Origin of the sequence: Kitasatospora albolonga (assembly GCA_002082585.1) — a bacterium.
GTDB lineage: Bacteria > Actinomycetota > Actinomycetes > Streptomycetales > Streptomycetaceae > Streptomyces > Streptomyces stephensoniae.
Genome location: CP020563.1, coordinates 1,482,115 through 1,507,055 on the forward strand (window position 1 = coordinate 1,482,115; position 24,941 = coordinate 1,507,055).

The 24,941-nt window shown below is 71.7% G+C and carries 23 protein-coding genes; 7 read left to right on the forward strand and 16 right to left on the reverse strand.

What is annotated here, in order from left to right; all coding sequences use genetic code 11:
- The first annotated feature begins 138 nt into the window (after window positions 1-138).
- From B7C62_06380 to B7C62_06405, 6 genes are all read left to right on the forward strand, one after another.
- Window positions 139-2,226, forward strand: a complete 2,088-nt coding sequence (locus tag B7C62_06380; protein ID ARF71930.1) for a transketolase — start codon at window positions 139-141, stop codon at window positions 2,224-2,226.
- A gap of 34 nt (window positions 2,227-2,260) precedes the next feature.
- Window positions 2,261-3,379: a transaldolase gene (locus tag B7C62_06385; protein ID ARF71931.1), complete on the forward strand. Its 1,119-nt coding sequence runs from the start codon at window positions 2,261-2,263 to the stop codon at window positions 3,377-3,379.
- Between the two features lie 5 nt (window positions 3,380-3,384).
- Entirely contained in the window at window positions 3,385-4,917 is a 1,533-nt protein-coding gene (locus tag B7C62_06390) for a glucose-6-phosphate dehydrogenase (GenBank protein ARF71932.1), read from the forward strand.
- Window positions 4,914-5,954 carry a glucose-6-phosphate dehydrogenase assembly protein OpcA gene (locus tag B7C62_06395; protein ID ARF71933.1) on the forward strand — a complete coding sequence of 347 codons (1,041 nt, stop codon included), beginning with the start codon at window positions 4,914-4,916 and terminating at the stop codon, window positions 5,952-5,954. Before B7C62_06390 ends, B7C62_06395 begins: the two co-directional genes overlap by 4 nt.
- The gene (locus B7C62_06400; GenBank protein ID ARF71934.1) at window positions 5,951-6,733 is read left to right on the forward strand and encodes a 6-phosphogluconolactonase; all 783 of its coding nucleotides are present in this window, start codon (window positions 5,951-5,953) and stop codon (window positions 6,731-6,733) included. The genes B7C62_06395 and B7C62_06400 overlap by 4 nt, the downstream gene beginning before the upstream one ends.
- A gap of 71 nt (window positions 6,734-6,804) precedes the next feature.
- Window positions 6,805-7,167, forward strand: coding sequence for a glyoxalase (locus B7C62_06405; protein ID ARF71935.1), 363 nt, complete (start codon window positions 6,805-6,807; stop codon window positions 7,165-7,167).
- 12 nt (window positions 7,168-7,179) lie between these two features.
- Here B7C62_06405 and B7C62_06410 read toward each other — a convergent pair whose 3' ends face one another.
- The 15 genes from B7C62_06410 to B7C62_06480 form a co-directional block, all read right to left on the reverse strand.
- Window positions 7,180-8,019 carry a phage replication protein gene (locus B7C62_06410; GenBank protein ID ARF71936.1) on the reverse strand — a complete coding sequence of 280 codons (840 nt, stop codon included), beginning with the start codon at window positions 8,017-8,019 and terminating at the stop codon, window positions 7,180-7,182.
- A gap of 57 nt (window positions 8,020-8,076) precedes the next feature.
- Window positions 8,077-9,633, reverse strand: a complete 1,557-nt coding sequence (locus B7C62_06415; GenBank protein ID ARF71937.1) for a hypothetical protein — start codon at window positions 9,631-9,633, stop codon at window positions 8,077-8,079.
- On the reverse strand, window positions 9,630-10,136 hold the full coding sequence (locus tag B7C62_06420; protein ID ARF71938.1) for a hypothetical protein: 507 nt from the start codon (window positions 10,134-10,136) through the stop codon (window positions 9,630-9,632). Before B7C62_06420 ends, B7C62_06415 begins: the two co-directional genes overlap by 4 nt.
- A gap of 3 nt (window positions 10,137-10,139) precedes the next feature.
- Window positions 10,140-11,792: a glucose-6-phosphate isomerase gene (locus B7C62_06425; protein ID ARF71939.1), complete on the reverse strand. Its 1,653-nt coding sequence runs from the start codon at window positions 11,790-11,792 to the stop codon at window positions 10,140-10,142.
- 184 nt (window positions 11,793-11,976) lie between these two features.
- A complete protein-coding gene (locus B7C62_06430) occupies window positions 11,977-12,312 on the reverse strand; it encodes an electron transporter (GenBank protein ID ARF71940.1) in 336 nt (111 codons plus the stop codon).
- 108 nt (window positions 12,313-12,420) lie between these two features.
- On the reverse strand, window positions 12,421-12,657 hold the full coding sequence (locus B7C62_06435) for a preprotein translocase subunit SecG (protein ID ARF71941.1): 237 nt from the start codon (window positions 12,655-12,657) through the stop codon (window positions 12,421-12,423).
- A gap of 116 nt (window positions 12,658-12,773) precedes the next feature.
- A complete protein-coding gene (locus tag B7C62_06440) occupies window positions 12,774-13,550 on the reverse strand; it encodes a triose-phosphate isomerase (protein ID ARF71942.1) in 777 nt (258 codons plus the stop codon).
- 6 nt (window positions 13,551-13,556) lie between these two features.
- A complete protein-coding gene (locus tag B7C62_06445; protein ARF71943.1) occupies window positions 13,557-14,768 on the reverse strand; it encodes a phosphoglycerate kinase in 1,212 nt (403 codons plus the stop codon).
- 112 nt (window positions 14,769-14,880) lie between these two features.
- Window positions 14,881-15,891 (reverse strand): type I glyceraldehyde-3-phosphate dehydrogenase, encoded by a 1,011-nt coding sequence (locus B7C62_06450; protein ARF71944.1) that lies wholly within the window; start codon window positions 15,889-15,891, stop codon window positions 14,881-14,883.
- Between the two features lie 447 nt (window positions 15,892-16,338).
- Window positions 16,339-17,328, reverse strand: a complete 990-nt coding sequence (locus B7C62_06455; GenBank protein ID ARF71945.1) for a DNA-binding protein WhiA — start codon at window positions 17,326-17,328, stop codon at window positions 16,339-16,341.
- On the reverse strand, window positions 17,319-18,353 hold the full coding sequence (locus tag B7C62_06460) for a hypothetical protein (GenBank protein ARF71946.1): 1,035 nt from the start codon (window positions 18,351-18,353) through the stop codon (window positions 17,319-17,321). The genes B7C62_06455 and B7C62_06460 overlap by 10 nt, the downstream gene beginning before the upstream one ends.
- Window positions 18,350-19,255 (reverse strand): RNase adaptor protein RapZ, encoded by a 906-nt coding sequence (locus B7C62_06465; GenBank protein ID ARF77018.1) that lies wholly within the window; start codon window positions 19,253-19,255, stop codon window positions 18,350-18,352. Before B7C62_06465 ends, B7C62_06460 begins: the two co-directional genes overlap by 4 nt.
- 101 nt (window positions 19,256-19,356) lie before the next feature.
- Window positions 19,357-21,483 (reverse strand): excinuclease ABC subunit C, encoded by a 2,127-nt coding sequence (locus B7C62_06470; GenBank protein ID ARF71947.1) that lies wholly within the window; start codon window positions 21,481-21,483, stop codon window positions 19,357-19,359.
- Between the two features lie 131 nt (window positions 21,484-21,614).
- Window positions 21,615-22,508 carry a hypothetical protein gene (locus B7C62_06475; GenBank protein ARF71948.1) on the reverse strand — a complete coding sequence of 298 codons (894 nt, stop codon included), beginning with the start codon at window positions 22,506-22,508 and terminating at the stop codon, window positions 21,615-21,617.
- 4 nt (window positions 22,509-22,512) lie between these two features.
- Window positions 22,513-23,130, reverse strand: a complete 618-nt coding sequence (locus B7C62_06480; GenBank protein ID ARF71949.1) for a hypothetical protein — start codon at window positions 23,128-23,130, stop codon at window positions 22,513-22,515.
- A gap of 227 nt (window positions 23,131-23,357) precedes the next feature.
- On the opposite strand from B7C62_06480, the gene B7C62_06485 reads away from it, so the two are divergent.
- Window positions 23,358-24,284 (forward strand): hypothetical protein, encoded by a 927-nt coding sequence (locus B7C62_06485; protein ID ARF71950.1) that lies wholly within the window; start codon window positions 23,358-23,360, stop codon window positions 24,282-24,284.
- Window positions 24,285-24,342: 58 nt separating this feature from the next.
- On the opposite strand, the gene B7C62_06490 is transcribed toward B7C62_06485, so the two are convergent.
- Window positions 24,343-24,771 (reverse strand): FeS-binding protein, encoded by a 429-nt coding sequence (locus tag B7C62_06490; protein ARF71951.1) that lies wholly within the window; start codon window positions 24,769-24,771, stop codon window positions 24,343-24,345.
- Between the last annotated feature and the right edge of the window lie 170 nt (window positions 24,772-24,941).

Below are 24,941 nucleotides of genomic sequence, written 5' to 3' on the forward strand. Positions count from 1 at the left end.
CGGGAGGCGAAGCGCGCGGGTCGCCCGCACCCTGGAAAGTGGCCGGGAAGTGTGCCCCGCGGCGGGGGTAGGCTCGGCAGCGCCCGGTGCGGCAACAGTCACCGGTTTACGAACAGTGGAGAGGAGCCCTGACTCAGGGTGAGCAACAAGCCGACCACCACAGACCTCCAGTGGACCGATGTGGACCAGCGGGCCGTGGACACCGCCCGCGTCCTCGCCGCGGACGCCGTACAGAAAGTCGGAAACGGCCACCCGGGTACGGCCATGAGCCTGGCTCCCGCCGCGTACACCCTGTTCCAGAAAGTCATGCGGCACGACCCGGCCGACGCGGAGTGGACCGGCCGTGACCGGTTCGTCCTCTCGGCGGGCCACTCCAGCCTGACCCTGTACATCCAGCTCTACCTGGCCGGTTACGGACTGGAGCTGGACGACCTGAAGGCGTTCCGGACCTGGGGCTCCAAGACGCCGGGCCACCCGGAGTACGGGCACACCACGGGTGTCGAGACGACGACGGGCCCGCTGGGCCAGGGTGTCGCCAACGCGGTGGGCATGGCGATGGCCGCCCGCTACGAGCGCGGCCTCTTCGACCCCGAGGCGGCCCCCGGCACCTCCCCGTTCGACCACACGGTCTGGGTCATCGCCGGTGACGGCTGCCTCCAGGAGGGCATCGCGGCCGAGGCGTCCTCGCTGGCCGGGCACCAGAAGCTGGGCAACCTGGTCCTGCTCTGGGACGACAACCACATCTCCATCGAGGGCGACACGGAGACCGCGGTCTCCGAGGACACCCTCAAGCGGTACGAGGCGTACGGCTGGCACGTCCAGCGCGTCGAGCAGCTCCCGAACGGCGACCTGGACCCGGCGGGTCTGTACGCGGCGCTCCAGGCGGCCAAGGCCGAGACCGGGCGCCCCTCGTTCATCGCGGCCCGCTCGATCATCGCCTGGCCCGCCCCGAACGCCCAGAACACCGAGGCCGCGCACGGCTCGGCGCTCGGCGACGAGGAGATCGCGGCCACCAAGCGGGTCCTCGGCTTCGACCCGGAGCAGACCTTCGAGGTCTCCGACGAGGTCATCGGCCACACCCGCCAGGCCCTGGACCGCGGCCGTGAGGCCCGTGCCGAGTGGGACAAGGCGTTCGCCGCGTGGCGCACCGCCAACCCGGAGCGCGCCGCCGACTTCGACCGGATCGCGGCGGGCGAGCTGCCCGCGGGCTGGGAGGAGAAGCTCCCGGTCTTCGAGCCCGGCACGTCCCTGGCCACCCGGGCCGCCTCCGGCAAGGTGCTCCAGGCGCTGGGCGAGATCGTGCCCGAGCTGTGGGGCGGCTCCGCCGACCTCGCGGGCTCGAACAACACCACGATCGACAAGACGTCGTCGTTCCTCCCGGTGGGCAACCCGCTGCCGGAGGCCGACCCGTACGGCCGCACGATCCACTTCGGCATCCGCGAGCACGCGATGGCCGCCGCGATGAACGGCATCGCGCTGCACGGCAACACCCGCATCTACGGCGGCACCTTCCTGGTGTTCTCCGACTACATGCGCAACGCGGTGCGGCTCTCGGCGCTGATGCACCTGCCGGTGACGTACGTGTGGACGCACGACTCGATCGGTCTCGGCGAGGACGGCCCGACCCACCAGCCGGTGGAGCACCTGGCCTCGCTGCGCGCCATCCCGGGCCTGAACATCGTCCGTCCGGCCGACGCCAACGAGACCGCCATCGCCTGGCGCGAGATCCTGCGCCGCTACACCAAGGTGTTCGGCGAGGGCACCCCGCACGGCCTGGCGCTGACCCGCCAGGGCGTGCCGACGTACGAGCCCAACGAGGACGCGGCCAAGGGCGGTTACGTCCTGTTCGAGGCCGAAGGTGGCAAGCCGCAGGTGCTGCTCATCGCGACCGGCTCCGAGGTCCACGTGGCGGTCGAGGCGCGCGAGCAGCTCCAGGCGGCCGGGGTGCCGACCCGGGTCGTCTCGATGCCGTCCGTCGAGTGGTTCGAGGAGCAGGATCAGGGTTACAAGGAGAGCGTGCTTCCGCCGTCGGTGAAGGCGCGGGTCGCCGTGGAGGCGGGCATCGGCTTGACCTGGCACCGGTACGTGGGCGACGCGGGCCGGATCGTCTCGCTGGAGCACTTCGGCGCCTCGGCCGACGCGAAGGTCCTCTTCCGCGAGTTCGGCTTCACCGCCGAGAACGTGGCCGCCGTCGCGCGGGAATCCCTCGAAGCCGCAGCGCGCTGACGCCGGTAGACACCACTAGTAGGAGATGCAACTCATGACAGACGCACTCAAGCGCCTCTCCGACGAGGGCGTGGCGATCTGGCTCGACGACCTGTCGCGCAAGCGGATCACCTCGGGCAACCTCGCCGAGCTGATCGACCAGAGCCATGTCGTCGGCGTCACCACCAACCCGTCGATCTTCCAGAAGGCGATCTCCTCGGGCGACGGTTACGAGCAGCAGCTCACCGACCTCGCCGCCCGCAAGGTCACCGTCGAGGAAGCCCTGCGCATGATCACGACGGCGGACGTCCGCGACGCCGCCGACATCCTGCGCCCGGTCTTCGACGCGACCGGCGGCCAGGACGGCCGGGTCTCCATCGAGGTCGACCCGCGCCTGGCGCACAACACCGTGGCCACCGTCGCCGAGGCCAAGCAGCTGGCGTGGCTGGTCGACCGGCCGAACACGCTCATCAAGATCCCGGCGACCAAGGCCGGTCTCCCGGCGATCACCGAGGTCATCGGCCGGGGCATCAGCGTCAATGTGACGCTGATCTTCTCGCTGGAGCGCTACCGCGCGGTCATGGACGCCTACCTGGCGGGTCTGGAGAAGGCGAAGGCCGCGGGCCTGGACCTCTCCAAGATCCACTCGGTGGCGTCCTTCTTCGTGTCCCGCGTGGACACCGAGATCGACAAGCGCCTGGACGCCATCGGCTCCGACGAGGCGAAGGCCGCCAAGGGCAAGTCCGCCCTGGCCAACGCGCGGCTGGCCTACGAGGCGTACGAGGAGGTCTTCTCCTCCGACCGCTGGGCCGCGCTGGACAAGGAGCGGGCCAACAAGCAGCGTCCGCTCTGGGCCTCGACCGGCGTCAAGGACCCGGCGCTGAAGGACACCCTGTACGTGGACGAGCTGGTCGCCCCCAACACGGTCAACACCATGCCGGAGGCGACCCTGGACGCCGTGGCCGACCACGGCGAGATCACCGGCGACACCGTCACCGGCGGCTACGACCGGGCCCGCGCCGACCTCGACGCGGTCAAGAAGCTCGGCATCTCGTACGACGACGTCGTGCAGGTGCTGGAGGACGAGGGCGTCGAGAAGTTCGAGGCGTCCTGGAACGACCTGCTCAAGTCGACCGAGGCGGAGCTCTCGCGCCTCGCCCCCTCGGAGGGCTGACCACTTTGTCTGCTGTTCCCGGAGCCAACCCGCTCCGTGACGCACAGGACCGACGGCTCCCGCGTATCGCGGGGCCGTCGGGCCTGGTCATCTTTGGCGTCACGGGCGATTTGTCCCGTAAAAAGCTGATGCCTGCTGTCTACGACCTGGCCAACCGCGGCCTGCTGCCACCGGGCTTCTCGCTCATCGGCTTCGCGCGCCGCGACTGGGAGGACGAGGACTTCGCGCAGGTCGTCCACGACGCCGTCAAGGAGCACGCCCGTACGCCGTTCCGCGAGGAGGTCTGGCAGCAGCTCATCCAGGGGATGCGCTTCGTCCAGGGCAACTTCGACGACGACGAGGCGTTCGAGACGCTGAAGGCGACCATCCAGGAGCTCGACAAGGCGCAGGGCACCGGAGGCAACTTCGCCTTCTACCTCTCCGTGCCGCCGAAGTTCTTCCCCAAGGTCGTCCAGCAGCTCAAGAAGCACGGGCTGGCCGACCAGACCGAGGGCTCCTGGCGACGGGCCGTCATCGAGAAGCCGTTCGGCCACGACCTGGCCAGCGCGCAGGAGCTCAACCAGCTCGTGCACGACGTCTTCCCGCCCAACGAGGTCTTCCGGATCGACCACTACCTGGGCAAGGAGACGGTCCAGAACATCCTGGCGCTGCGGTTCGCCAACACGATGTGGGAGCCGATCTGGAACCGGTCCTACGTCGACCACGTACAGATCACGATGGCCGAGGACATCGGCATCGGCGGCCGCGCCGGGTACTACGACGGCATCGGCGCCGCCCGTGACGTCATCCAGAACCACCTGCTCCAGCTGCTGGCGCTGACCGCGATGGAGGAGCCCGGCTCCTTCCACCCCAAGGCCCTGGTCGCCGAGAAGCTCAAGGTGCTCACCGCCGTCGAGCTGCCCGAGGACCTCGGTCTGCACACCGTGCGCGCCCAGTACGAGCACGCCTGGCAGGGCGGTCAGGAGGTCCTCGGCTACTGCGAGGAGGAGGGCATCGACCCGAAGTCGACGACCGACACCTATGCGGCGATCAAGCTGACGATCAACAACCGCCGCTGGGCGGGCGTGCCGTTCTACCTCCGGACCGGAAAGCGGCTCGGCCGCCGGGTCACGGAGATCGCGGTCGTCTTCAAGCGCGCTCCCTATCTGCCGTTCGAGTCCGGCGCCACGGAGGAGCTCGGCGGCAACGCCCTGGTCATCCGGGTGCAGCCGGACGAGGGCGTCACCGTGCGCTTCGGCTCCAAGGTGCCCGGCACCTCGATGGAGGTCCGGGACGTCACGATGGACTTCGCGTACGGCGAGTCCTTCACGGAGTCCAGCCCGGAGGCGTACGAGCGGCTCCTGCTGGACGTGCTGCTCGGCGACGCCAACCTCTTCCCGCGCCACCAGGAGGTCGAGCTCTCCTGGACCATCCTCGACCCGATCGAGGAGTACTGGGACAAGCACGGCAAGCCCGCGAAGTACGAGGCAGGCACCTGGGGGCCGGTCGAGGCCGACGAGATGCTCGCACGGGACGGACGGAGCTGGAGGCGGCCATGAAGATCGATCTCACGGAGACCACATCCAGCAAGATCAACCAGGCGCTGGTCTCGGCCCGCCGGGCGATCGGCACCCCCGCCATCGGCATGGTGCTCACCCTGGTCGTCGTCACCGACGAGGAGAACGCGTACGACGCGCTCAAGTCGGCCGGTGACGCCTCCCGCGAGCACCCCTCGCGGATCATCGCGGTGATCAAGCGGGTCAGCCGCTCGCCGCGCGCCCGGCGCGACGCCCGCCTCGACGCCGAGGTCCGGGTCGGCTCCGACGCCGGGACCGGCGAGACGGTCGTCCTGCGCCTCCACGGCGAGCTGGCCAACCACGCCCAGTCGGTGGTGCTCCCGCTGCTGCTGCCGGACGCCCCGGTCGTGGTGTGGTGGCCCGAGGGCGCCCCCGCCGACCCGGCGAAGGACCCGCTGGGCGCGCTGGCCCAGCGCCGGATCACCGACACCTATGCCGCCGAGCTCCCGCTCGACGAGCTGGCGGTGCGCGCGGCGACGTACAGCCCGGGCGACACCGATCTGGCGTGGACCCGGATCACGCCGTGGCGCTCCATGCTGGCCGCCGCGCTGGACCAGCAGCCCGCGCAGGTCATCGGCGCCACCGTCGAGGGCGAGAGCGACAACCCGAGCTGCGAGCTGCTCGCGATGTGGCTCGCGGACCGGCTCGGCGTCCCGGTGGAGCGCACGCTCTCCGAGGGCCCGGGGCTGACCGCCGTCCGGATGGAGACGAAGAACGGCGTCATCGTCCTGGACCGGGCCGACGGCTCGCTGGCCACGCTCTCCATGCAGGGCCAGCCCGACCGCGCGGTGGCGCTCAAGCGCCGTGACACCGCCGAGCTGCTCGCGGAGGAGCTGCGGCGGCTCGACCCGGACAACACCTACGAGTCCGCGGTGAAGTTCGGGGTGGAGAAGCTGCACTCCGGCGGTGCGGTCAAGGCCGCCCCGGTGGCGGAGAGGGCGGCGGAGAAGAGCGCCGGGGACGAGCCGAAGGCGCCCGCCGCGAAGAAGGCCCCGGCCAAGAAGGCGGCCGCCAAGTGACGCCTCCCCAGCTGGTCGTGCACCGGGACAAGGAGCTGATGGCGCAGGCCGCGGCGGCCCGGCTGATCACGCGGATCGTGGACGCCCAGGCCGCCCGGGGCCACGCCTCGGTGGTGCTGACCGGCGGGCGCAACGGCAACGGCCTGCTGGCCGCGCTCGCCGCCGCGCCCGCCCGGGACGCCGTCGACTGGGCGCGCCTCGACCTGTGGTGGGGCGACGAGCGGTTCCTGCCCGAGGGCGACCCCGAGCGGAACGTCACCCAGGCCCGGGAGGCGCTGCTCGACGCGGTGGAGCTGGACCCGGCCCGGGTGCACGCGATGCCCGCGTCCGACGGCCCGTACGGCAAGGACGTGGACGACGCGGCGGCGGCGTACGCGGCCGAACTCGCCGCGGCGGCGGGGCCGGAGGACCACGGCCGGGTGCCCTCGTTCGACGTGCTGATGCTGGGCGTCGGCCCGGACACCCATGTGGCCTCGCTCTTCCCGGAGCTGCCCGCGGTACGGGAGACCGAGCGGACCGTCGTCGGTGTGCACGGGGCCCCCAAGCCGCCGCCGGTCCGGATCTCGCTCACGCTCCCCGCGATCCGCGCGGCGCGTGAGGTGTGGCTGCTGGCGGCGGGCGAGGACAAGGCGGAGGCGGCGGCCATCGCGCTGTCGGGCGCCGGGGAGATCCAGGCCCCGGCGGCGGGCGCGTACGGGCGCAGCCGGACGCTCTGGCTGCTGGACGCGGCGGCGGCCTCGCAGCTGCCGCGCGCGCTGTATCCACCGGCGTCCGCCTGACCGTACGAACGTCCAGGCCCGGCCCGCTTTTTGTCAGCGGGCCGGGCCTGCGGCGTGAAAGGCTCGGCTCCATGGTGCATATCGGAACCGTGGTGATGGGCGCGAGCGACGTACAACGGGCCGCCGCCTTCTGGAAGGCGGCGCTCACGTACACCGAGCGCGAGCCGGGGACGGACGACTGGGTGGTCCTGGTCCCGGTCGAGGGGCCCGGTGTCGGCGTGGCGCTGGGCCGTTCCACCTCCCCCGTGCAGGAGGTCCCCCGGGTCCACCTGGACCTCTACTCGGACGAGCAGGAGGCCGAGGTGGCGCGGCTGATCGGTCTCGGCGCCGAGCGGGTGGCCTGGGAGCTCTACCCGCCGGACCCGGACTTCGTGGTCCTCGCCGACCCCGAGGGCAACCGCTTCTGCGTCATCGACACGACGCACCACGCCTGAGGTCTCCGTACCTCAGAGGATGACCTGGTCGGCGCCCTGCTCCAGCTTGGTGATCGCGGCCCGGCAGGCGCCGACGAAGCGGTCGAAGACCGGGGTCGTGGAGCCGGCCCGGCCCGCGCGGGTGTTGTTGGTGAACATGGCGGCGCGCAGCTCGGTGGTGAGCTCCAGCTGACCGCCCTTGGACAGCATGGTGCGGTTCACCGGGTTGTCGGGGTTGACCCCGGCCAGGTCGGGCGTCTCGTTCCCGTCCCGCCAGGCGATGCCCACCGCGTCGAACTCCGCCTTGAGCAGCGTCTTGAACCGGGTGTTGAGGCCGCCGACCACCACGGCCTGCGGGACGGTGCCCGCCTGCGCCGACGTACAGCCGTGCAGGCTCAGGACGTTGAGGCTGCTCGCCGCCATGGAGATCGCCACGTGGTCGTCGCAGTTCTTGGACGTGACGTGCAGATCGCGGTTGCCCGAGGTGCGCAGCCCCTCGAACATCCAGTAGTCGTGCGCCCCGTGGCCGTCCTGGAGCGGGGCGAGCGTGGCGGGGTGGTAACCGGCTATGGCGAGGCAGAGTTCGGAGGTGCCGGTCTCGATGCCGCCGCCGTGCAGGGCCATGACGGTGGTCCGGTTGTACGGGTACTTCTGCGGGAGCGAGTGGTCGGCGTACTCGTGTCTCTTGTAGCGGCGGGCGAACTCGACGCCCTCCTTTCCCGCGAGCTTCCTGTAGAGGTCGGTGTTGGAGGTGTAGATGTCCAGGTCGCCGGTGGCGTGGGCGGGGGCCGCGGTGAGCGAGCCGAGCAGCGGGCCGCTGACGGCGGCGGTGGCCAGGGCGGTGAGAACCGTACGGCGGTGGGTGAAGGTCATGATCGATATCGTCGCCGACAGCGGTCCCGCTGCCCAGCGGGCCGGTTGTGCCGTCGGTCACGGGCCGGAGGGTTCGTCCGCCGCGTGGGCCGAGGGGCGCTCGTCACGCTCCAGGAAGGGGTCCAGCAGCCCGGGGACGGCCTCGGCGGCGAAGGTGAGGCCCTCGGCCGCGTCGGTGTCGTACGCGGTGTAGGCGCCCCCTCCGGCGGCCGTGGTGGCCGTGACGCTGAGCAGCCCGGACCGCCGCTGGAAGTACGACTGCTTGACGGTCCAGCCGATCACTCCCGCCCGCTCCAGCGCGGCGGTGGAGCGGCGGAGCGAGCCGGAGCGGGTGACCAGGTAGCGGCCGGAGAGCGTGTGGCCGAGCCCCCGGTACGCGTCCAGCGCGAGCGCCACCGCGAGCGGCAGGAACACCGCCGCGCAGCCGAGCGCGATCCACAGGAGTACGGGGGTGAGCAGCGTCCCGAGGAGGGTGAGGAGCAGGAGCGGGGCGAGGGCGGTGGCCAGCGACCAGCGCAGCCTGCGGCCCCGGGCGGCGCGCGGGTGGCGGGTCAGCGTCGCGCCGGTCGGGGTGACGGCCTCGCGGAGCACGTCGGCGGCGACGGCATCGGCCCGCTCGCGCGGGGCGGCGGGGAGGACCGTGTTGTGGTCGGCGTTCCTGGATGCGTGGTCCTGGGCCAGCCCGGTGGTGATGGCGTCCAGCCGGGCGGCGCCGACCAGCCGTACGCCGAGGGGTTCGACCAGGTCGACACCGCGCAGCCGGGCCTCCTCGACGGAGATGGAGCGGGAGGTGAGCAGCCCGCGCCGGACCCTGAGGGTGCCGCCCGGTTCACGCTCCAGGCGGTAGTTCCACCACATCTCGATCCAGAGGCCGAGCGCCCCGACGACCCCCGCGACCAGGGCGGCCACGACCAGGACGATGACCGTCCACAGGAGCGGGGTCTCCCGGAAGCGTTCGCCGACCCAGGCGATGACCTGGCCCTGGGCCCCCACCCAGTCGCTGATCTGCATCACGGCCCCGACCGCGGCGCCGCCGAGCATGGGGGCGACGAAGGAGACCGGTGCGTACCGTATCCAGCGGGGGTCGAGGACGGCCAGTTCGCCGTCGCGGTGGACGCCGGGCGGTGCGGTGGCGGCCCGTTCCAGCAGCAGGCGGCGGAGCCGCTCGCCCTCGGCGCGGGTGACCGGGTCCAGGGTGAGGGTGGAGTCGGAGCCCTGTTCCCCGGTGCCGATCCTGACGGTGACCAGGCCCAGGAGGCGGCGCAGCAGGTTGGCGGTGAGGTCGACCGTGCGGATGCGCTCGCGGGCCAGGGAGCGGCGCTTGACGAGGAGGAGGCCGGTGTGGAGGTCGACGCGCTCCTCGCCGATGCGGTAGCGGGTGCGGTGCCAGCGGACGCGGTCGGTGCCGGCCGCCGCCGCGATGACCAGGACGGCTCCGGTGAACGCCCAGAGCACGGCGGCCGGGAGCCCGAGCCAGCGGGCGAGCCCGAGGGTGGCGGGCAGGGCGACACCCGCGACGACGCCCGCCACGACGAGGGCGGTGACCACGACCGTACGGGGGTCGAGCCGGCGCCAGCCGTCCTCGGGGGCGTACGGGGTGGCGGTGGTGCTCATGTGGCGTCGCCGGGGGTGCCGCGGGTGATGCGGGTCAGCCGCTCGGCCAGTTCGGCGGCGACCTCGTGGTCGAGGCCCGCGATGCGCACCGCGCCCTTGGCGGATGCGGTGGTGACGGTGACGGTGGCGAGCCGGTGGAGCTGTTCCAGCGGGCCGCGCACGGTGTCCACGGTCTGGATGCGGGACATCGGCGCGATCCGCCACTCCTGCCAGAAGTACCCCGTGCGGACGTACACCGCGTCCTCGGTCACCTCCCAGCGATGGGTACGGAACCACCAGAGGGGGAAGAGGACGGCGGCGGCCACGCCCGCCGCGGCGAGGACCGCGGCGGACAGCAGCAGCCAGAAGCGGGCGGGCCCGATCAGCGCGCCCAGCACGGCCAGTGGCACGACGTGCAGGGCGGTCAGCAGCAGCCACTGGACCCGCCACCAGCCGACGGCCCGCTCGTTCAGCGTGTTGCGCGGCGGTCTCAGCCGTACCGCCGTCCCCTCCCCCGGTGGCACGGTTCAGCGCCCCCGCAGCGTGCGGTAGGCGGTGACGAGGGCGGCGGTGGAGCTGTCGAGCTCCCCGGTACCGGCGTCGCCGGTCAGGACGGGTTCGATCCTCTTGGCGAGGACCTTGCCGAGTTCGACGCCCCACTGGTCGAAGGAATCGATGTCCCAGACGGCGCCCTGGACGAAGACCTTGTGCTCGTAGAGCGCGATGAGCTGGCCGAGGACCGAGGGGGTCAGCCGGTCGGCGAGGATCGTGGTCGTCGGGTGGTTGCCCCGGAACGTCTTGTGCGGGACGAGCTCCTCGGGCACGCCCTCCGCGCGGACCTCGTCGGGCGTCTTGCCGAAGGCCAGCGCCTGGGTCTGGGCGAAGAAGTTGGCCATCAGCAGGTCGTGCTGGGCGATCAGTCCGGGCAGCAGGTCGTGGACGGGGGCGGCGAAGCCGATGAAGTCCGCCGGGATCATCTTCGTGCCCTGGTGGATCAACTGGTAGTACGCGTGCTGCCCGTTGGTGCCGGGGGTGCCCCAGACGACGGGTCCGGTCTGCCAGTCCACCGGGTCGCCCTGGCGGTCCACGGACTTGCCGTTGGACTCCATGTCGAGCTGCTGGAGGTAGGCGGTGAACTTGGACAGGTAGTGGCTGTAGGGCAGCACCGCGTGCGACTGGGCGTCGAAGAAGTTGCCGTACCAGACGCCGAGGAGGCCGAGCAGGAGCGGGGCGTTCTCCTCGGCGGGGGCGGTGCGGAAGTGCTCGTCGACGAGGTGGAAGCCGTCGAGCATCTCGCGGAACCGGTCCGGGCCGATGGCGATCATCAGCGAGAGGCCGATCGCGGAGTCGTAGGAGTACCGGCCGCCGACCCAGTCCCAGAACTCGAACATGTTGGCCGTGTCGATGCCGAACTCCTCGACCTTCTCCGCGTTGGTCGAGAGCGCCACGAAGTGCTTCGCGACGGCGTCCTGACCGGCCCGCAGCTCGGTGAGGAGCCAGTCGCGGGCGGAGGTGGCGTTGGTGATCGTCTCGATGGTGGTGAACGTCTTCGAGGCGACGATGAACAGCGTCTCGGCGGGGTCCAGGTCGCGGACGGCCTCGTGAAGGTCGGCGCCGTCGACGTTGGAGACGAACCGGACGGTGAGCGAGCGGTCCGTGAAGGAGCGCAGCACCTCGTACGCCATGGCAGGACCGAGGTCCGAGCCGCCGATGCCGATGTTGACGACGTTCTTGATGGGCTTGCCGGTGTGGCCGGTCCACTCCCCCGCCCGGACCTTGTCGGCGAAGGCGGCCATCCTGTCCAGGACAGCGTGGACGGCGGGCACGACGTTCTCGCCGTCGACCTCGATCACCGCTCCGCGCGGGGCCCGGAGCGCGGTGTGCAGGACGGCCCGGTCCTCGGTGGTGTTGATCTTCTCGCCGCGGAACATGGCGTCCCGCAGCTCCGCGACCCCGGTGGCGGCGGCGAGTTCGCGCAGCAGGCGCAGCGTCTCGTCGGTGACCAGGTGCTTGGAGTAGTCGAGGTGGAGGTCGCCGACCCTGAGGGTGTAGTCGGTGCCCCGGTCCGGCGTCCGCGCGAACAGCTCGCGCAGCCGGGTGGCGCCGAACTCCTCACGGTGCTTGGCGAGAGCCGTCCACTCGGGGGTCTGGTTGAGCTTGGCTCGGCTTGCTGCGTTCATCCCGGATATCAGCCCACTTCTTCTTGTCCGTCAGCTTCCCCGCTGCCCCTCCAACCTAATTGATCGAGGAGGCGGGTGGCGCGGACGCGGGCCGCGGCGCGGGAAGCGGTCCGGCCGGACACCCGTGGGGTGCCCGGCCGGTGAACGACAGAGGTGGTACGTGGAGCTGTGTGCCCCGGAGGGGCTAGATCTCGCCGCGGAGTTTGGCCAGCGCCTCGGCGAGGATCGCCTCGCCGTCCTCGTCGCTGCGCCGCTCGCGTACGTACGCGAGGTGCGTCTTGTACGGCTCGGTGCGGGGCGGGTCCGGGGGGCTGTCCTTGTCCTGGCCGGCCGGGAAGCCGCAGCGCGGGCAGTCCCAGGTGTCCGGCACCTGCGCGTCATGGGCGAAGCTCGGCTGCGTCTCGTGCCCGTTCGAGCACCAGAAGGAGATGCGCAGGCGCGGCGCGGACTCGCCGCGCTCGGCCTCGCCCATCGGCCCCGCTCCGACCCGGCTTCCCCGGATCGCGTTGCCACTTGCCACGGTCGTAACTCCCTGCCTGACGGTGCTCGACGAAGCCTCAGTCTACGTAAGGCCCAACGCACGTCCAGTGAAAGGAGTTACACCCTCACCGGGAATCTCCGGGCGGGGTCAGTCGCCCAGCTTGATGAGCAGGCCGAGGACGACAACCAGCGCGAACCAAATCAGACCGACCACGACGGTGATGCGGTCGAGGTTGCGCTCGGCGACGGAGGAACCGCCGACGGACGACTGCATTCCGCCACCGAACATGTCGGAGAGGCCGCCGCCCTTGCCCTTGTGCATGAGCACCAGCAGCATCAGCAGCAGGCTGAAGACGATCAGGGCGATCTCGAACGCCAAAACCACGGCTGGTCCCTACTTTCCGGAATTCTTGACTACTGCCTGTGCGTACAGCGGGGGCCGGAGGGTGGCAGACCCTCTCGGCCCCCGCAAGGGTACGACGGATCGCCGCTACCGCATACTCACTGGTCGCGGAAGCGGACGATCTTGACGAACTCGTCGGCGTCCAGCGCAGCACCGCCGATGAGGGCGCCGTCCACGTCGGGCTGCGCCATGATGGCCGCCACATTGCCGGACTTCACCGAGCCGCCGTACTGGATGCGGACGGCGTCGGCCAGCTCCTGCGAGTACAGCTCGGCCAGCCTGCGGCGGATCGCCCCGCAGACCTCCTGGGCGTCCTCGGGGGTGGCGACCTCGCCGGTCCCGATGGCCCAGACCGGCTCGTAGGCGATGACGATGGACTCGGCCTGCTCGGCCGGGAGGTCCTTCAGGGCGCCGTCGAGCTGAGCGAGCGTGTAGGAGACCTGGTCACCGGCCTTGCGGATGTCCAGGCCCTCGCCGACGCAGAGGATCGGGGTGAGGCCGTGCTGGTAGGCGGCCTTGACCTTGGCGTTGCAGATCTCGTCGGTCTCGCCGTGGTACTGGCGGCGCTCGCTGTGGCCGACGGCCACGTACGTGCAGCGCAGCTTGGCGAGCATCGCGCCGGAGATCTCACCGGTGTACGCGCCGGAGTCGTGCGCCGAGATGTCCTGGGCGCCGTACTTGATCTTCAGCTTGTCGCCGTCGACCAGGGTCTGCACGGAGCGCAGGTCGGTGAAGGGCGGCAGGACGGCGACCTCTACGGCCTCGTAGTCCTTGTCGGCCAGGGCGAAGGAGAGCTTCTGGACGTGGGCGATGGCCTCGAGGTGGTTGAGGTTCATCTTCCAGTTGCCCGCCATCAGCGGGGTACGGGTGGTCATGAGGGGTCAGTCCTCCAGTGCGGCGAGGCCGGGAAGCGTCTTGCCCTCGAGGTACTCGAGGCTGGCGCCGCCACCGGTCGAAATGTGTCCGAAAGCGTTCTCGTCGAAGCCCAGGATGCGCACGGCCGCGGCGGAGTCTCCGCCGCCGACGACGGTGAACGCCGGGGAGTCGATGAGCGCCTGGGCGACCGCGCGGGTGCCCTCGGCGTAGTCGGGGTGCTCGAAGACGCCCATGGGGCCGTTCCAGAAGACGGTGGCCGTGTCGGCGAGCTTCGAGGCGTAGAGCTTGCGGGACTCGGGGCCGATGTCCAGGCCCATCTGTCCGGCGGGGATGGCGTCGGCGGCCACCGTCGCGGGGTTGGCCGGGGCCTTGGTCTTCATGTCCGGGAACTCACCGGCGACCAGCACGTCGACGGGGAGCACGAACTCCACGCCGCGCTCCTTCGCCCGCTCGATGTACTCCTTGACGACCGGGATCTGGTCCTCCTGGAGCAGCGAGGAGCCGACCTCGTGGCCCTGGGCGGCGAGGAAGGTGAAGACCATGCCGCCGCCGATCAGGATGCGGTCGGCCCTCTCCAGCAGGTGGTCGATGACGCCGAGCTTGTCGGAGACCTTGGCCCCGCCGAGGACGACGGCGTAGGGCCGCTGAACGTCGGTGGTGAGCTTCTTCAGGACGCCGACCTCGGTGGCGATGAGGTAGCCCGCGTAGTGCGGCAGCCGGGCCGGGAGGTCGAAGACGGAGGCGTGCTTGCGGTGTACGGCCCCGAAGCCGTCGCCCACGTACACGTCCGCGAGCTCGGCCAGCCGGTCGGCGAAGGCGCCGCGCTCGGCGTCGTCCTTGGAGGTCTCACCGGCGTTGAAGCGGAGGTTCTCGATGACGGCGACCTGGCCGTCGGTGAGGCCCGCGACGGTGGCGCGGGCGGAGTCGCCGACGGTGTCGGTCGCGAAGGCGACGTCGGCACCGAGGAGTTCACCGAGGCGCGCGGCGGCGGGCGCCAGCGAGAACGCCGGGTCCGGGGCGCCCTTGGGGCGGCCCAGGTGCGAGGCGACGACGACGCGCGCGCCGGCCTCGGCGAGCTTGGCGACCGTCGGGACGACGGCGCGGATACGGCCGTCGTCGGTGATGGTGGTGCCGTCCAGCGGCACGTTGAGGTCGGCGCGGACGAATACCCGCCTGCCGGCGACCCCTTCGGTGAGAAGTTCGTCGATCGTCTTCATCTGTTCCGTTTACTCCTTGGAGGGACCGATGAGCATGCTAAGGGGCCCGACCGGCGCGTCGTTGCGCCGGTCGGGCCCCTTGCTCACATCGATGTACCTGCTGACCCGAGGATCAGAGCTGGTTGCCGACGAAGACCGTGAGGTCGACGAGGCGGTTGGAGTAGCCCCACTCGTTGTCGTACCAGCCGAGGATCTTCACCGTGTTCCCCTCCTGGACCATGGTCAGGGAGGAGTCGAAGGTGCAGGACGAGGGGTCGCCGACGATGTCCGAGGAGACGATCGGGTCCTCGGTGTACGTCAGGAAGCCCTTGAGGGCGCCGTCGTCGGACGCCTTCTTGAACGCGGCGTTGACCTCGTCCTTGGTGACCTCGCGGTCCAGGGTGACGACGAGGTCGGTGGCGGAGCCGGTCGGGACCGGGACGCGCATCGCGATGCCGTCGAGCTTGCCCTTGAGCTGCGGGAGGACCAGGGCGGTGGCCTTGGCGGCACCGGTCGTGGTCGGGATGATGTTCTCGGCGGCGGCGCGGGCGCGGCGCAGGTCCGAGTGCGGGAAGTCCAGGATGCGCTGGTCGTTGGTGTACGCGTGGACCGTCGTCATCAGGCCCTTGACGATGCCGAAGTTCTCGTCGAGGACCTTGGCCATCGGCGCCACACAGTTGGTGGTGCAGGAGGCGTTGGAGATGACGTGGTGGCTGGCCGCGTCGTACTTGTCCTGGTTGACGCCCATCACGATGGTGATGTCCTCGTCCTTGGCCGGAGCCGAGATGAGGACCTTCTTGGCGCCGCCGGCGATGTGCTTCTCGGCGTCGGCCTTCTTGGTGAAGATGCCGGTCGACTCGATGACGATGTCGACGCCCAGCTCACCCCAGGGGATGTCGGCCGGGTTGCGCTCGGAGAGCACCTTGATCGTGTGACCATCGACGGTGATGGTGTCGGCGGTGTGGCTGACCTCTGCCTTGAGACGACCCAGGATGGTGTCGTACTTCAGCAGGTGGGCCGTGGTCGCAGTGTCACCCAGGTCGTTGACAGCCACGATCTCGATGTCCGCACCCTGCTCGAGCAGCGCGCGGAAGTAGTTGCGACCGATGCGGCCGAAGCCGTTGATGCCTACGCGGATCGTCACGAACCGATCTCCTCGTATAAGTACGCCGGTTTCTGAAGCCGACGAGGTGTATAGGGATGTCCCCGACCGCTATCGACCCTACCTCTCCGAGGGCCCCGGGGTGACATCGACAGGGGCCGTACGCGCCACCGGAATACGGCGGGAGGCCCGTACTCCCCAGTAGGGGTCACGGGCCTCCGTTGACGCTCCGGGACGTTGGTCCCGAGGGCCGGGGACCAACGTCCCGGGTCCGCGGCCGAGTCGGCCGGGCAACCGTGGCCGGGCCCGGCCTGGGCGGTCGCGGTCGAGGCAGCGGGCCCGGCCGGGGCGGTCGTGATCGAGCCGGGCGGGCCGGTCGTGGTCACGTCGGCCGGGCCGTTCGCGGTCACGTCGGCCGGGCCGTTCGTGTCGCGCCGACCGGACTGCGGGCCGCTCGCGGTCGGCCGGGCTGTCCTGTCCCCGGTCGTGTCAGCCGACCAGTCCGTCCGCCAGCTCCTCGCTGAGGGTGGCCTCCGTGCCGGGGATGCCGAGATCCTGGGCGCGTTTGTCGGCCATGGCCAGCAGACGGCGGATGCGTCCGGCGACCGCGTCCTTGGTCAGCGGCGGGTCGGCGAGCGCGCCCAGCTCCTCCAGGGATGCCTGCTTGTGCTCCATGCGCAGCCGGCCGGCCGCCGCGAGGTGCTCGGGGACCTCCTCGCCGAGGATCTCCAGCGCGCGCCCCACCCGGGCCCCGGCGGCGACGGCCGCGCGGGCCGAGCGGCGCAGGTTGGCGTCGTCGAAGTTGGCGAGCCGGTTGGCCGTGGCGCGGACCTCGCGCCGCATCCGGCGCTCCTCCCAGGCCAGCACCGACTCATGGGCGCCGAGCCGGGTGAGCAGGGCGCCGATCGCGTCGCCGTCGCGGACGACGACCCGGTCCACCCCGCGCACCTCACGGGCCTTGGCGGCGATGGAGAGCCTGCGGGCCGCGCCGACCAGGGCGAGGGCCGCCTCCGGGCCGGGGCAGGTGACCTCCAGCGAGGAGGAGCGGCCGGGCTCGGTGAGGGAGCCGTGCGCGAGGAACGCCCCGCGCCAGGCGGCCTCGGCGTCGCAGGTGGCCCCCGAGACCACCTGCGGGGGCAGCCCGCGGATGGGGCGGCCGCGGCCGTCCACCAGACCGGTCTGCCGGGCCAGCTGGTCGCCGCCCGCCACCACTCGTACGACATAGCGCGAGCCGCGCCGCAGCCCGCCGGGGGCCATCACGATCAGCTCCGAGCTGTGCCCGAAGATTTCGAGGATGTCGCGCTTGAGCCGGCGCGCCGCCATCGCGGTGTCCAGCTCCGCCTCGATCACAATGCGGCCGCTCACCAGGTGCAGCCCGCCCGCGAACCGAAGAATCGCCGAGACCTCTGCCTTCCTGCAGCAGGTCCGGGTGACGGGAAGCCGAGAGATTTCGTCCTTCACCGCTGGCGTCATCGCCATGGGCCGATCCTTCCATGCATCCGAAAAATACGGTCGTACGCGGCGGCCAACAGCTCCTGATCATGGACCGGAACGCCGTCGGGCGATGCCACCGGCGCCAGCTCGACCGCGGCTCCGAGCCGCCTGGCGGCGTCGTCGAGCGCTTCGCGGTCGGGCACGGCTGCCTCGTCGGCCAGCACCACGTCCAAGGCGAGTTTAGGGGCGTGTCGTCCCAAAACCTCCAAATGACGCTGCGGTGAGAACCCCTCGGTTTCACCGGGCTGTGGTGCGAGATTCAACGACAGGACCTTGCGGGCCTTCGTGGTGACCAGTGCGTCGAGCAGCTCCGGCACCAGCAGGTGCGGGATCACCGAGGAGAACCAGGAGCCGGGACCGAGCACCACCCAGTCCGCGTCGAGGACCGCCTCGACGGCCTCCGGGACGGCCGGCGGGTCGGGCGGGACGACATGCACGGACTGCACCTCGCCCGGGGTGAGCGCGACGGTGGCCTGGCCGCGCACAGTGACGATCGCGTCGGGCAGCTCGGGGTCGTGGCCCTTGACCAGCGCCTGGAGCTCCAGCGGCACGGCGGACATGGGCAGCACCCGGCCGTGCGCGCCCAGCAGCTTGCCGACCAGGTCGAGGGCCTGGACATGGTCGCCGAGCTGCTCCCACAGGGCCACGATCAGCAGGTTGCCGACGGCGTGCTCGTGAAGGTCCCCCTTGGACTCGAAGCGGTGCTGGATGACCCGGGACCAGGTGCGGCCCCAGTCGTCGTCGCCGCAGAGCGCGGCGAGCGCCTTGCGCAGGTCCCCGGGCGGCAGGACGCCCAGCTCCTCGCGCAGCCGGCCACTGGAGCCGCCGTCGTCGGCGACGGTGACCACGGCCGTGAGGTCGCCGGTGATCCGGCGCAGCGCCGCCAGGGACGCCGAGAGGCCCATGCCGCCGCCGAGTGCGACGACCTTGGGCTGTCCACCGCGTTTGCGGCCGGGGAGCGCCGCGCCGGCCCGGCTCAGCCGGCGCATCCGCAGATTGCGACCGGTCACTCTCGCCCCATGTCCCGGTGGACGAGGACGGTCTCGATGCCTTCGGCGGCGAGGCGGGCCGAGAGCTTCTCCGACATGGCGACGGAGCGGTGCTTGCCGCCCGTGCAGCCGACGGCGATGGTCACGTACCGCTTGCCTTCGCGGCGGTAGCCGGTGGCGATCAGCTGGAGCAGCTCCGTGTACTGGTTGAGGAACTCCTTGGCGCCCGGCTGGTTGAAGACGTAGTCGGACACCTCCTCGTTGACTCCGGTGAAGGGGCGCAGCTCCGGGACCCAGTGCGGGTTGGGCAGGAAGCGGCAGTCCACGACGAGGTCGGCGTCGACGGGCAGGCCGTACTTGTAGCCGAAGGACATCACCGTGGCCCGCAGCTCCGGCTCGGACTCGCCCGCGAACTGGGCGTCCATCTTGGCCCGCAGCTCGTGCACGTTGAGGCTGGAGGTGTCGATGACCAGGTCGGCGTCGCCGCGCAGCTCGCGCAGCAGGTCGCGCTCGGCCGCGATGCCGTCGACGATGCGGCCGTCGCCCTGGAGGGGGTGCGGGCGGCGGACGGACTCGAAGCGGCGCACCAGGGCGTCGTCGGAGGACTCCAGGAAAACGATCCGCCGGGTGACGTGCTTGGCCTCCAGGTCCGCGAGGGATTCGCGGAGGTTGTCGAAGAAGCGGCGGCCTCGTACGTCGACGACGACGGCGATGCGCGCCACGTTGCCCTGCGAGCGGGCGCCGAGCTCCACCATGGTGGGGATCAGCGCGGGCGGCAGGTTGTCGACGACGAACCAGCCGAGGTCCTCCAGACACTTGGCGGCGGTGCTGCGGCCGGCGCCGGACATGCCGGAGATGATCACCAGCTCGGGGATGGCCGGCACCACTGCCTCGCCCGTCTCGTTCGTGGTGTTCGTACTCACGTCTGCTGCTCCGTCTGCTCGGTCTGTTCGTTCGTCCTGCTGGTCGCCGGGGCGCTCGCCGCCGTCGCCCGCCCGGTCGGCGGCCCGGCGGGTGGGCTCGGTCATGACGTGCCCCCGTCGTCGTCTTCCATGATCTCTCCTGTGGCCGTGTTCACGGCAGGGGCCGCCGGAGCGGCCGAGGCGAGGGCGGCGGCCACCGATTCGGCTGTCCTGCGCCCTATGCCGGGGACCTCGCAGATCTCTTCGATTGTCGCCTGCCGGAGCTTCTTCACGGAGCCGAAATGCTTGATCAGCGCCTGCTTGCGGGTCTCGCCGAGGCCCGCCACGTCGTCCAGGGGGCTGGAGCGGACGCGCTTGGCGCGTTTGGAGCGCTGGTAGGTGATGGCGAAGCGGTGGGCCTCGTCGCGGATGCGCTGAAGGAGGTAGAGGCCCTCGCTGGAGCGGGGCAGGACGACGGGGTCGTCGTCATCGGGCAGCCAGACCTCCTCCAGGCGCTTGGCCAGCCCGCAGACGGCGATGTCATCGATGCCCAGCTCGTCCAGGGCGCGCCGGGCGGCGGCGACCTGGGGCCGGCCGCCGTCGACCACGACGAGCTGCGGCGGGTAGGCGAACCGCTTGGGGCGGCCGTCGTCGTCCCGGGGCCCGGTCCCGTCGGCCGGGGAGGCTGCGGTGAGGGCGGGGGCCGGGACGGGGCCGGTGGGGGCGGGGGCGCCGGGGAGCGCCCCGGGGACGGTGGGGGCAGGGGCCCTGGGCGCGAAGTCCCCGGGCGCGGCGGGTGCCGTGCCCCCGGGTGCCGCCTCCGGTGTCTGCTCCCACTCCCCCGTGCGCTCCTTGTCCTGGAGGTAGCGCCGGAAGCGGCGGCCGATCACCTCGTGCATCGAGCGGACGTCGTCCTGCCCCTCGAAGCCCTTGATCTGGAAGCGGCGGTACTCGCTCTTGCGGGCGAGGCCGTCCTCGAAGACCACCATGGAGGCCACCACGTCGTCGCCCTGGAGGTGGGAGATGTCGTAGCACTCGATGCGCAGCGGGGCGGTGTCCAGACCGAGCGCCTCCGCGATCTCCTCCAGGGCGCGGGAGCGGGTGGTCAGGTCGGAGGCGCGCTTGGTCTTGTGCAGGCCGAGCGCCTGCTGGGCGTTGCGCTGGACCGTCGCCATGAGGTCCTTCTTGTCGCCGCGCTGCGGGATGCGCAGGCTGACCTGGGAGCCCCGGCGCTCGGCGAGCCACTGGGAGACCGCTTCGGTGTCCTCGGGCAGGGCGGGGACGAGGACCTCCTTGGGGACAGCGTCGCCGCGCTCCTCCCCGTACAGCTGCTGGAGGGCGTGTTCGACGAGGCCGGAGGTGTCGACCGCCTCGACCTTGTCGGTGACCCAGCCGCGCTGGCCGCGCACCCGGCCGCCGCGCACGTGGAAGATCTGGAGAGCGGCCTCCAGCTCGTCCTCGGCAACGGCGATCAGGTCGGCGTCGGTGGCGTCGGCGAGGACGACGGCGCTCTTCTCCATGGCCCGCCGGAGGGCCCCGGCGTCGTCCCGGAGGCGGGCGGCGCGCTCGTACTCCATCTCCTCGGCCGCCTGCGCCATGTCCTTCTCCAGGCGGCGGATGTAGGTGCCGGTGCGCCCGGCCATGAAGTCGCAGAAGTCCTCGGCCAGCTCCCGGTGTTCCTCGGGGGTGACCCGGCCGACGCAGGGGGCCGAGCACTTGTCGATGTAGCCGAGGAGGCAGGGGCGGCCGGTGCGGGCGGCGTTCTTGAAGACCCCGGCGGAGCAGGTGCGGACGGGGAAGACGCGGAGCATCAGGTCGACGGTCTCGCGGATCGCCCACGCGTGCCCGTACGGACCGAAGTAGCGCACGCCCTTCTTCTTGGCGCCGCGCATCACCTGGACGCGGGGGAACTCCTCGTTCAGCGTGACGGCGAGATAGGGATAGCTCTTGTCGTCCCGGTACTTGACGTTGAACCGGGGGTCGAACTCCTTGATCCAGGTGTACTCCAGCTGGAGCGCTTCGACCTCGGTGGAGACGACCGTCCACTCGACGGAGGCGGCGGTCGTGACCATCGTGCGCGTACGCGGGTGGAGATGGGCCAGGTCCTGGAAGTAGTTGGCGACGCGCTGGCGGAGGTTCTTGGCCTTCCCGACGTAGATCACCCGGCGGTGCTCGTCGCGGAACTTGTAGACCCCCGGGGAGTCGGGGATCTGCCCCGGGCTGGGGCGGTAGCTGGAGGGGTCTGCCATGTCTCACACCCTACTTGCGGGGTGTGACAGTGCGTCGTCGTCAGGGTGACCGGTGCGCTCCGGGGTGCCGGACCCCGGAGCGCGGCTTCACGGGCGGCCGCTCCGGGGTGTACGGCCCCGGAGCGCCCCGCTCAGGCGTCCGGCGCGGCGCCCTGCCGGGTGCGGTTCCGGTGGCGTACGGCGGCGGCGCCGCAGAGGGCGAGGGCGAGCAGAGCCCCGGCACCGGCCACCGCGGAAACGGCGGTCAGGGCGGTGTCGGGGGTGCCCGTGCCCGTACCCGCCGCGTTCGCGAGGGCGGGGGCGTTCTCCGGGGCCGGGGCGGGTGCCCCGGCCGTGTCCGCCGCCGCCCCGGGGCCGTAGCCTCCCGCCTTGCCGGACTTCGCGTATCCGGAGCCGGGCAGCTTGTCGCCGTACGCCTCCTGAACCCGGGCCCGGTAGGCGGTCAGGGTCGTGCCCTTCGCGCCCACGGCGGCTCTCGCGTCCTCGTCCAGCGGGAGCACCCGGGAGGCGTCGTGGACGTACCAGGCGTCGATCTGCGGTTCGCGGAAGACCGTGCCGCCGGGGAGCGCGCGGGCCCCCTGCGCGGTGTAGCGGGCCTCGTCGTCGCCGGTGGCGATGTTCACGACCTGCCACTCCCCGCTCCCGGCGGCCCCGGGGACGGTCCACAGGGACGCCTTCTGTCCGTCCGGGGAGACGGCGGTGGCGGCGAGGTAGTCCAGGGTGCTGGGGGCCGCTCCCGGCTTCCCGGCGACGAACGCGGCGGAGAGGGTCCGTACGGGGACGGTCCTCGCCTCGATGCGCGGTGCGGCGGCCGTACGCGCGACCGCTCCCTCCCGGGCGAAGAACCGGGACAGGGTGTCCAGGGTCGCCGGTGCGGAGGCGGCCTCGTGGGCGGCTTCGAGCGTGGCGGCGGTCAGCTTCGGCGGGGCGGGCGTCCCGTCGGCGGAGGCCACGGGTGCGGCGGCGAGCAGGGCGGTGGCGGCGAGTGCGGTGGCGACGGCGAGGCGCCGGGTGGTCGCGGTCATGTCCTCACGCCCCGATCCGGTAGAGCGAGTGGGTCCAGGAGAACTGGTTGTTGTTGACGTACCAGGAGTGGGAGGCCCAGTTGTAGCGGTCGCTGGAGGGCCACGGGTCGCCCCAGTAGACCCAGCTGTTGGCGTCGTCGTACCCGTAGATGACGTGCATGTGCCCGCCGCCGGAGGACCACTGGATACGGGTCTCGATGGGCCGCCGGGCCGATATCTCGCTCTGCACGGTCGGGTAGCGGAGCCAGCCGGTGACGTAACTGCCGGGCCGGACGCCGGTCCAGGACAGTCCGGTCTGGACGTTGCCGAGGGTGGCCTGCGAGTTGGGGCACTCGGTGTTCTGGTTCCGGTTGAAGGAGGCGTTGCAGAACTGGTTCTGGGAGTAGTTGCGGCCGAACCAGGCGGCGATGGTGTTGCCGCCGGCCGCCCAGCACCAGTTGCTCTTCTGCTGGGCCTGCATGGTGATGTTGAGGCGCTGGGCGGCGGCGATGGCGACCCCGCCGTCCCGGGCGGCGGGCTCTGCCGCCGTGGCGGTGGCGGTGGCCGCGGGGACGGCGAGGAGGGCAGCGGCGAGAAGGGCGGTGAACGACAGCCTTCGGGGGCGGATTCTTCGGTTGCGCATGGCGTTCCTCCCAAGGCGGGGGGCGGGGATCGGAGGAGCGCGTCCGGACGCTGACGATCAGGATCGATCGTTGTCCGGAACAGGTCAACACGCTTCAATACGGAGTGACATCACGGTGTGAACGGCGCGACGCCCGTGTGAACGGCGCAGCCCGGTCACCTGCTCCCCCGCATCCCCCGGGGGCGGTGTCGCCCCTCCCCCACGTGAACGTTCACCGGAGGCCCGCCATGCGGCAGACCGAGACCGAACTGACGCACATCCTGCACACCGGCCCCTTCCATCTCGCCCTGCGCACCGCCCTCTCGGTGCGCGGGCTGCCGCTCCACCGGGTGCAGCACCATCTGGCGCACCGGGGCGTCAAGCTCGGGGTGACCAGCCTGAGTTACTGGCAGCAGGGCGTACGCCGCCCCCGCCGCCCCGAGTCGCTGCGGGCCGTCCGGGCCCTGGAGGACGTGCTCGCGCTGCCGGACGACTCGCTGCTGCGGCTGCTGCGGGAGGACGGGGCCGGTGCGGACGGGGAGCGCCCGGCCGCCCGCTCGTACCGCTCGCTGCTGGAGTCCTCGGGGGCGGTGGAACGGCTGCTGGCGGCGATGGAGTCACCGGTGGACGGCGGGCTCCACACGGTGGACCACCAGGAGCGGGTACGGATCGGGGCGCGGCGCGAGCTGGCGGCCCGCACCTCGCTCCAGGTCGTCCGCGCGCACCGGGACGGGGTCGACCGCTATCTGGCCATCCACCGCGGCGACGCGGGGTGCGACCCGTCGCGGATCTCCGTACGGGCCGGGGAGAACTGCCGGACCGGGCGGGTCCGCTGGGACGCGGAGGCGGGGGTGCTGGTGGCGGAGCTGCTCTTCGACACCCGGCTGCGGTCGGGCGAGACGTACCTCTTCGGCTACGGCTTCGAGGACGGTACGGGCGGGGCCGGAGGCGAGTACGTGCGCGGCTTCACCTTCGGCGGCGGGCACTACGTGCTCCAGGTCGGCTTCGACGAGGCCGCGCTGCCGGTCCGCTGCCGCCGCTTCGAGCAGTCCTCGGCGGGGGCGGCGCGCGCGGCCCGCCGGGACCTCACCCTGACCGGCCGCCACCGGACGGTGCATGTGGTGGAGGAGGGGGTGCGGCCGGGGCTCGTGGGCATCGACTGGGACTGGGAGTGACCGCCCCGGGGGTGGAGTGGGGTGGCGTGGGCCAGGGATGGGCCGGGGTGGGCCGGGCTCAGGCTCCCGGGCCCGCGACGAGCTTTCCGCCCTCGGCCGTGACCGGGACGGCGGGCAGCGGCACGGTGGCCGGGCCCTGGACGACCTTGCCGGTGGTCGTGTCGAAGCGGCTGCCGTGGCAGGCGCAGTGGCCCTCGGTGCCCTCGATCTTGGTCAGGACGCAGCCGCCATGGGTGCACTGGGCGCTGAACGCCTTGTACTCGCCCTTCGCCGGGCAGCTGACGACGAGACGCTGCTCACGGTAGAGCTTGGCGCCGCCGACGGGCACCTCGGAGGCTTCGCCGAGGTCGACGGGGGCGGTGGGGGTGGGCTGCTTGGCGTGGCCGAGCTTGGACTCGGTCGAGCAGGCGGCCGCTCCCAGCCCGGCGGCACCGGCGAGCGCGGCGCCCTTCAGCACGGTACGGCGGGCGGCGGGCAGGCCGGACATGCGGACTCCACGGGTCGTTGTTCGGGGTGGTTCGGGCGTCGCCGGGCAGGCGGGGAGAAGGGACGAGGGCCGTGGCCGCTCGTTTCCCCACTCGTTCCCCCCGGTGACGGAACCGACGATACCGGCGGGGAACGGACGGCCCGCGGGCGGGCCCGTCACCGCCGACGGCT

Excerpts from the sequence above, each read along its gene's own strand:
- B7C62_06415 (ARF71937.1), bottom strand. The coding sequence starts at position 9,633 with ATGAGCACCACCGCCACCCCGTACGCCCCCGAGGACGGCTGGCGCCGG.
- B7C62_06480 (ARF71949.1), bottom strand. The coding sequence starts at position 23,130 with ATGCGCAACCGAAGAATCCGCCCCCGAAGGCTGTCGTTCACCGCCCTT.
- B7C62_06485 (ARF71950.1), top strand. The coding sequence starts at position 23,358 with ATGCGGCAGACCGAGACCGAACTGACGCACATCCTGCACACCGGCCCC.
- B7C62_06470 (ARF71947.1), bottom strand. The coding sequence starts at position 21,483 with ATGGCAGACCCCTCCAGCTACCGCCCCAGCCCGGGGCAGATCCCCGAC.
- B7C62_06425 (ARF71939.1), bottom strand. The coding sequence starts at position 11,792 with ATGAACGCAGCAAGCCGAGCCAAGCTCAACCAGACCCCCGAGTGGACG.
- B7C62_06410 (ARF71936.1), bottom strand. The coding sequence starts at position 8,019 with ATGACCTTCACCCACCGCCGTACGGTTCTCACCGCCCTGGCCACCGCC.
- B7C62_06405 (ARF71935.1), top strand. The coding sequence starts at position 6,805 with ATGGTGCATATCGGAACCGTGGTGATGGGCGCGAGCGACGTACAACGG.
- B7C62_06445 (ARF71943.1), bottom strand. The coding sequence starts at position 14,768 with ATGAAGACGATCGACGAACTTCTCACCGAAGGGGTCGCCGGCAGGCGG.
- B7C62_06490 (ARF71951.1), bottom strand. The coding sequence starts at position 24,771 with ATGTCCGGCCTGCCCGCCGCCCGCCGTACCGTGCTGAAGGGCGCCGCG.
- B7C62_06440 (ARF71942.1), bottom strand. The coding sequence starts at position 13,550 with ATGACCACCCGTACCCCGCTGATGGCGGGCAACTGGAAGATGAACCTC.
- B7C62_06475 (ARF71948.1), bottom strand. The coding sequence starts at position 22,508 with ATGACCGCGACCACCCGGCGCCTCGCCGTCGCCACCGCACTCGCCGCC.
- B7C62_06395 (ARF71933.1), top strand. The coding sequence starts at position 4,914 with ATGAAGATCGATCTCACGGAGACCACATCCAGCAAGATCAACCAGGCG.
- B7C62_06385 (ARF71931.1), top strand. The coding sequence starts at position 2,261 with ATGACAGACGCACTCAAGCGCCTCTCCGACGAGGGCGTGGCGATCTGG.
- B7C62_06455 (ARF71945.1), bottom strand. The coding sequence starts at position 17,328 with ATGGCGATGACGCCAGCGGTGAAGGACGAAATCTCTCGGCTTCCCGTC.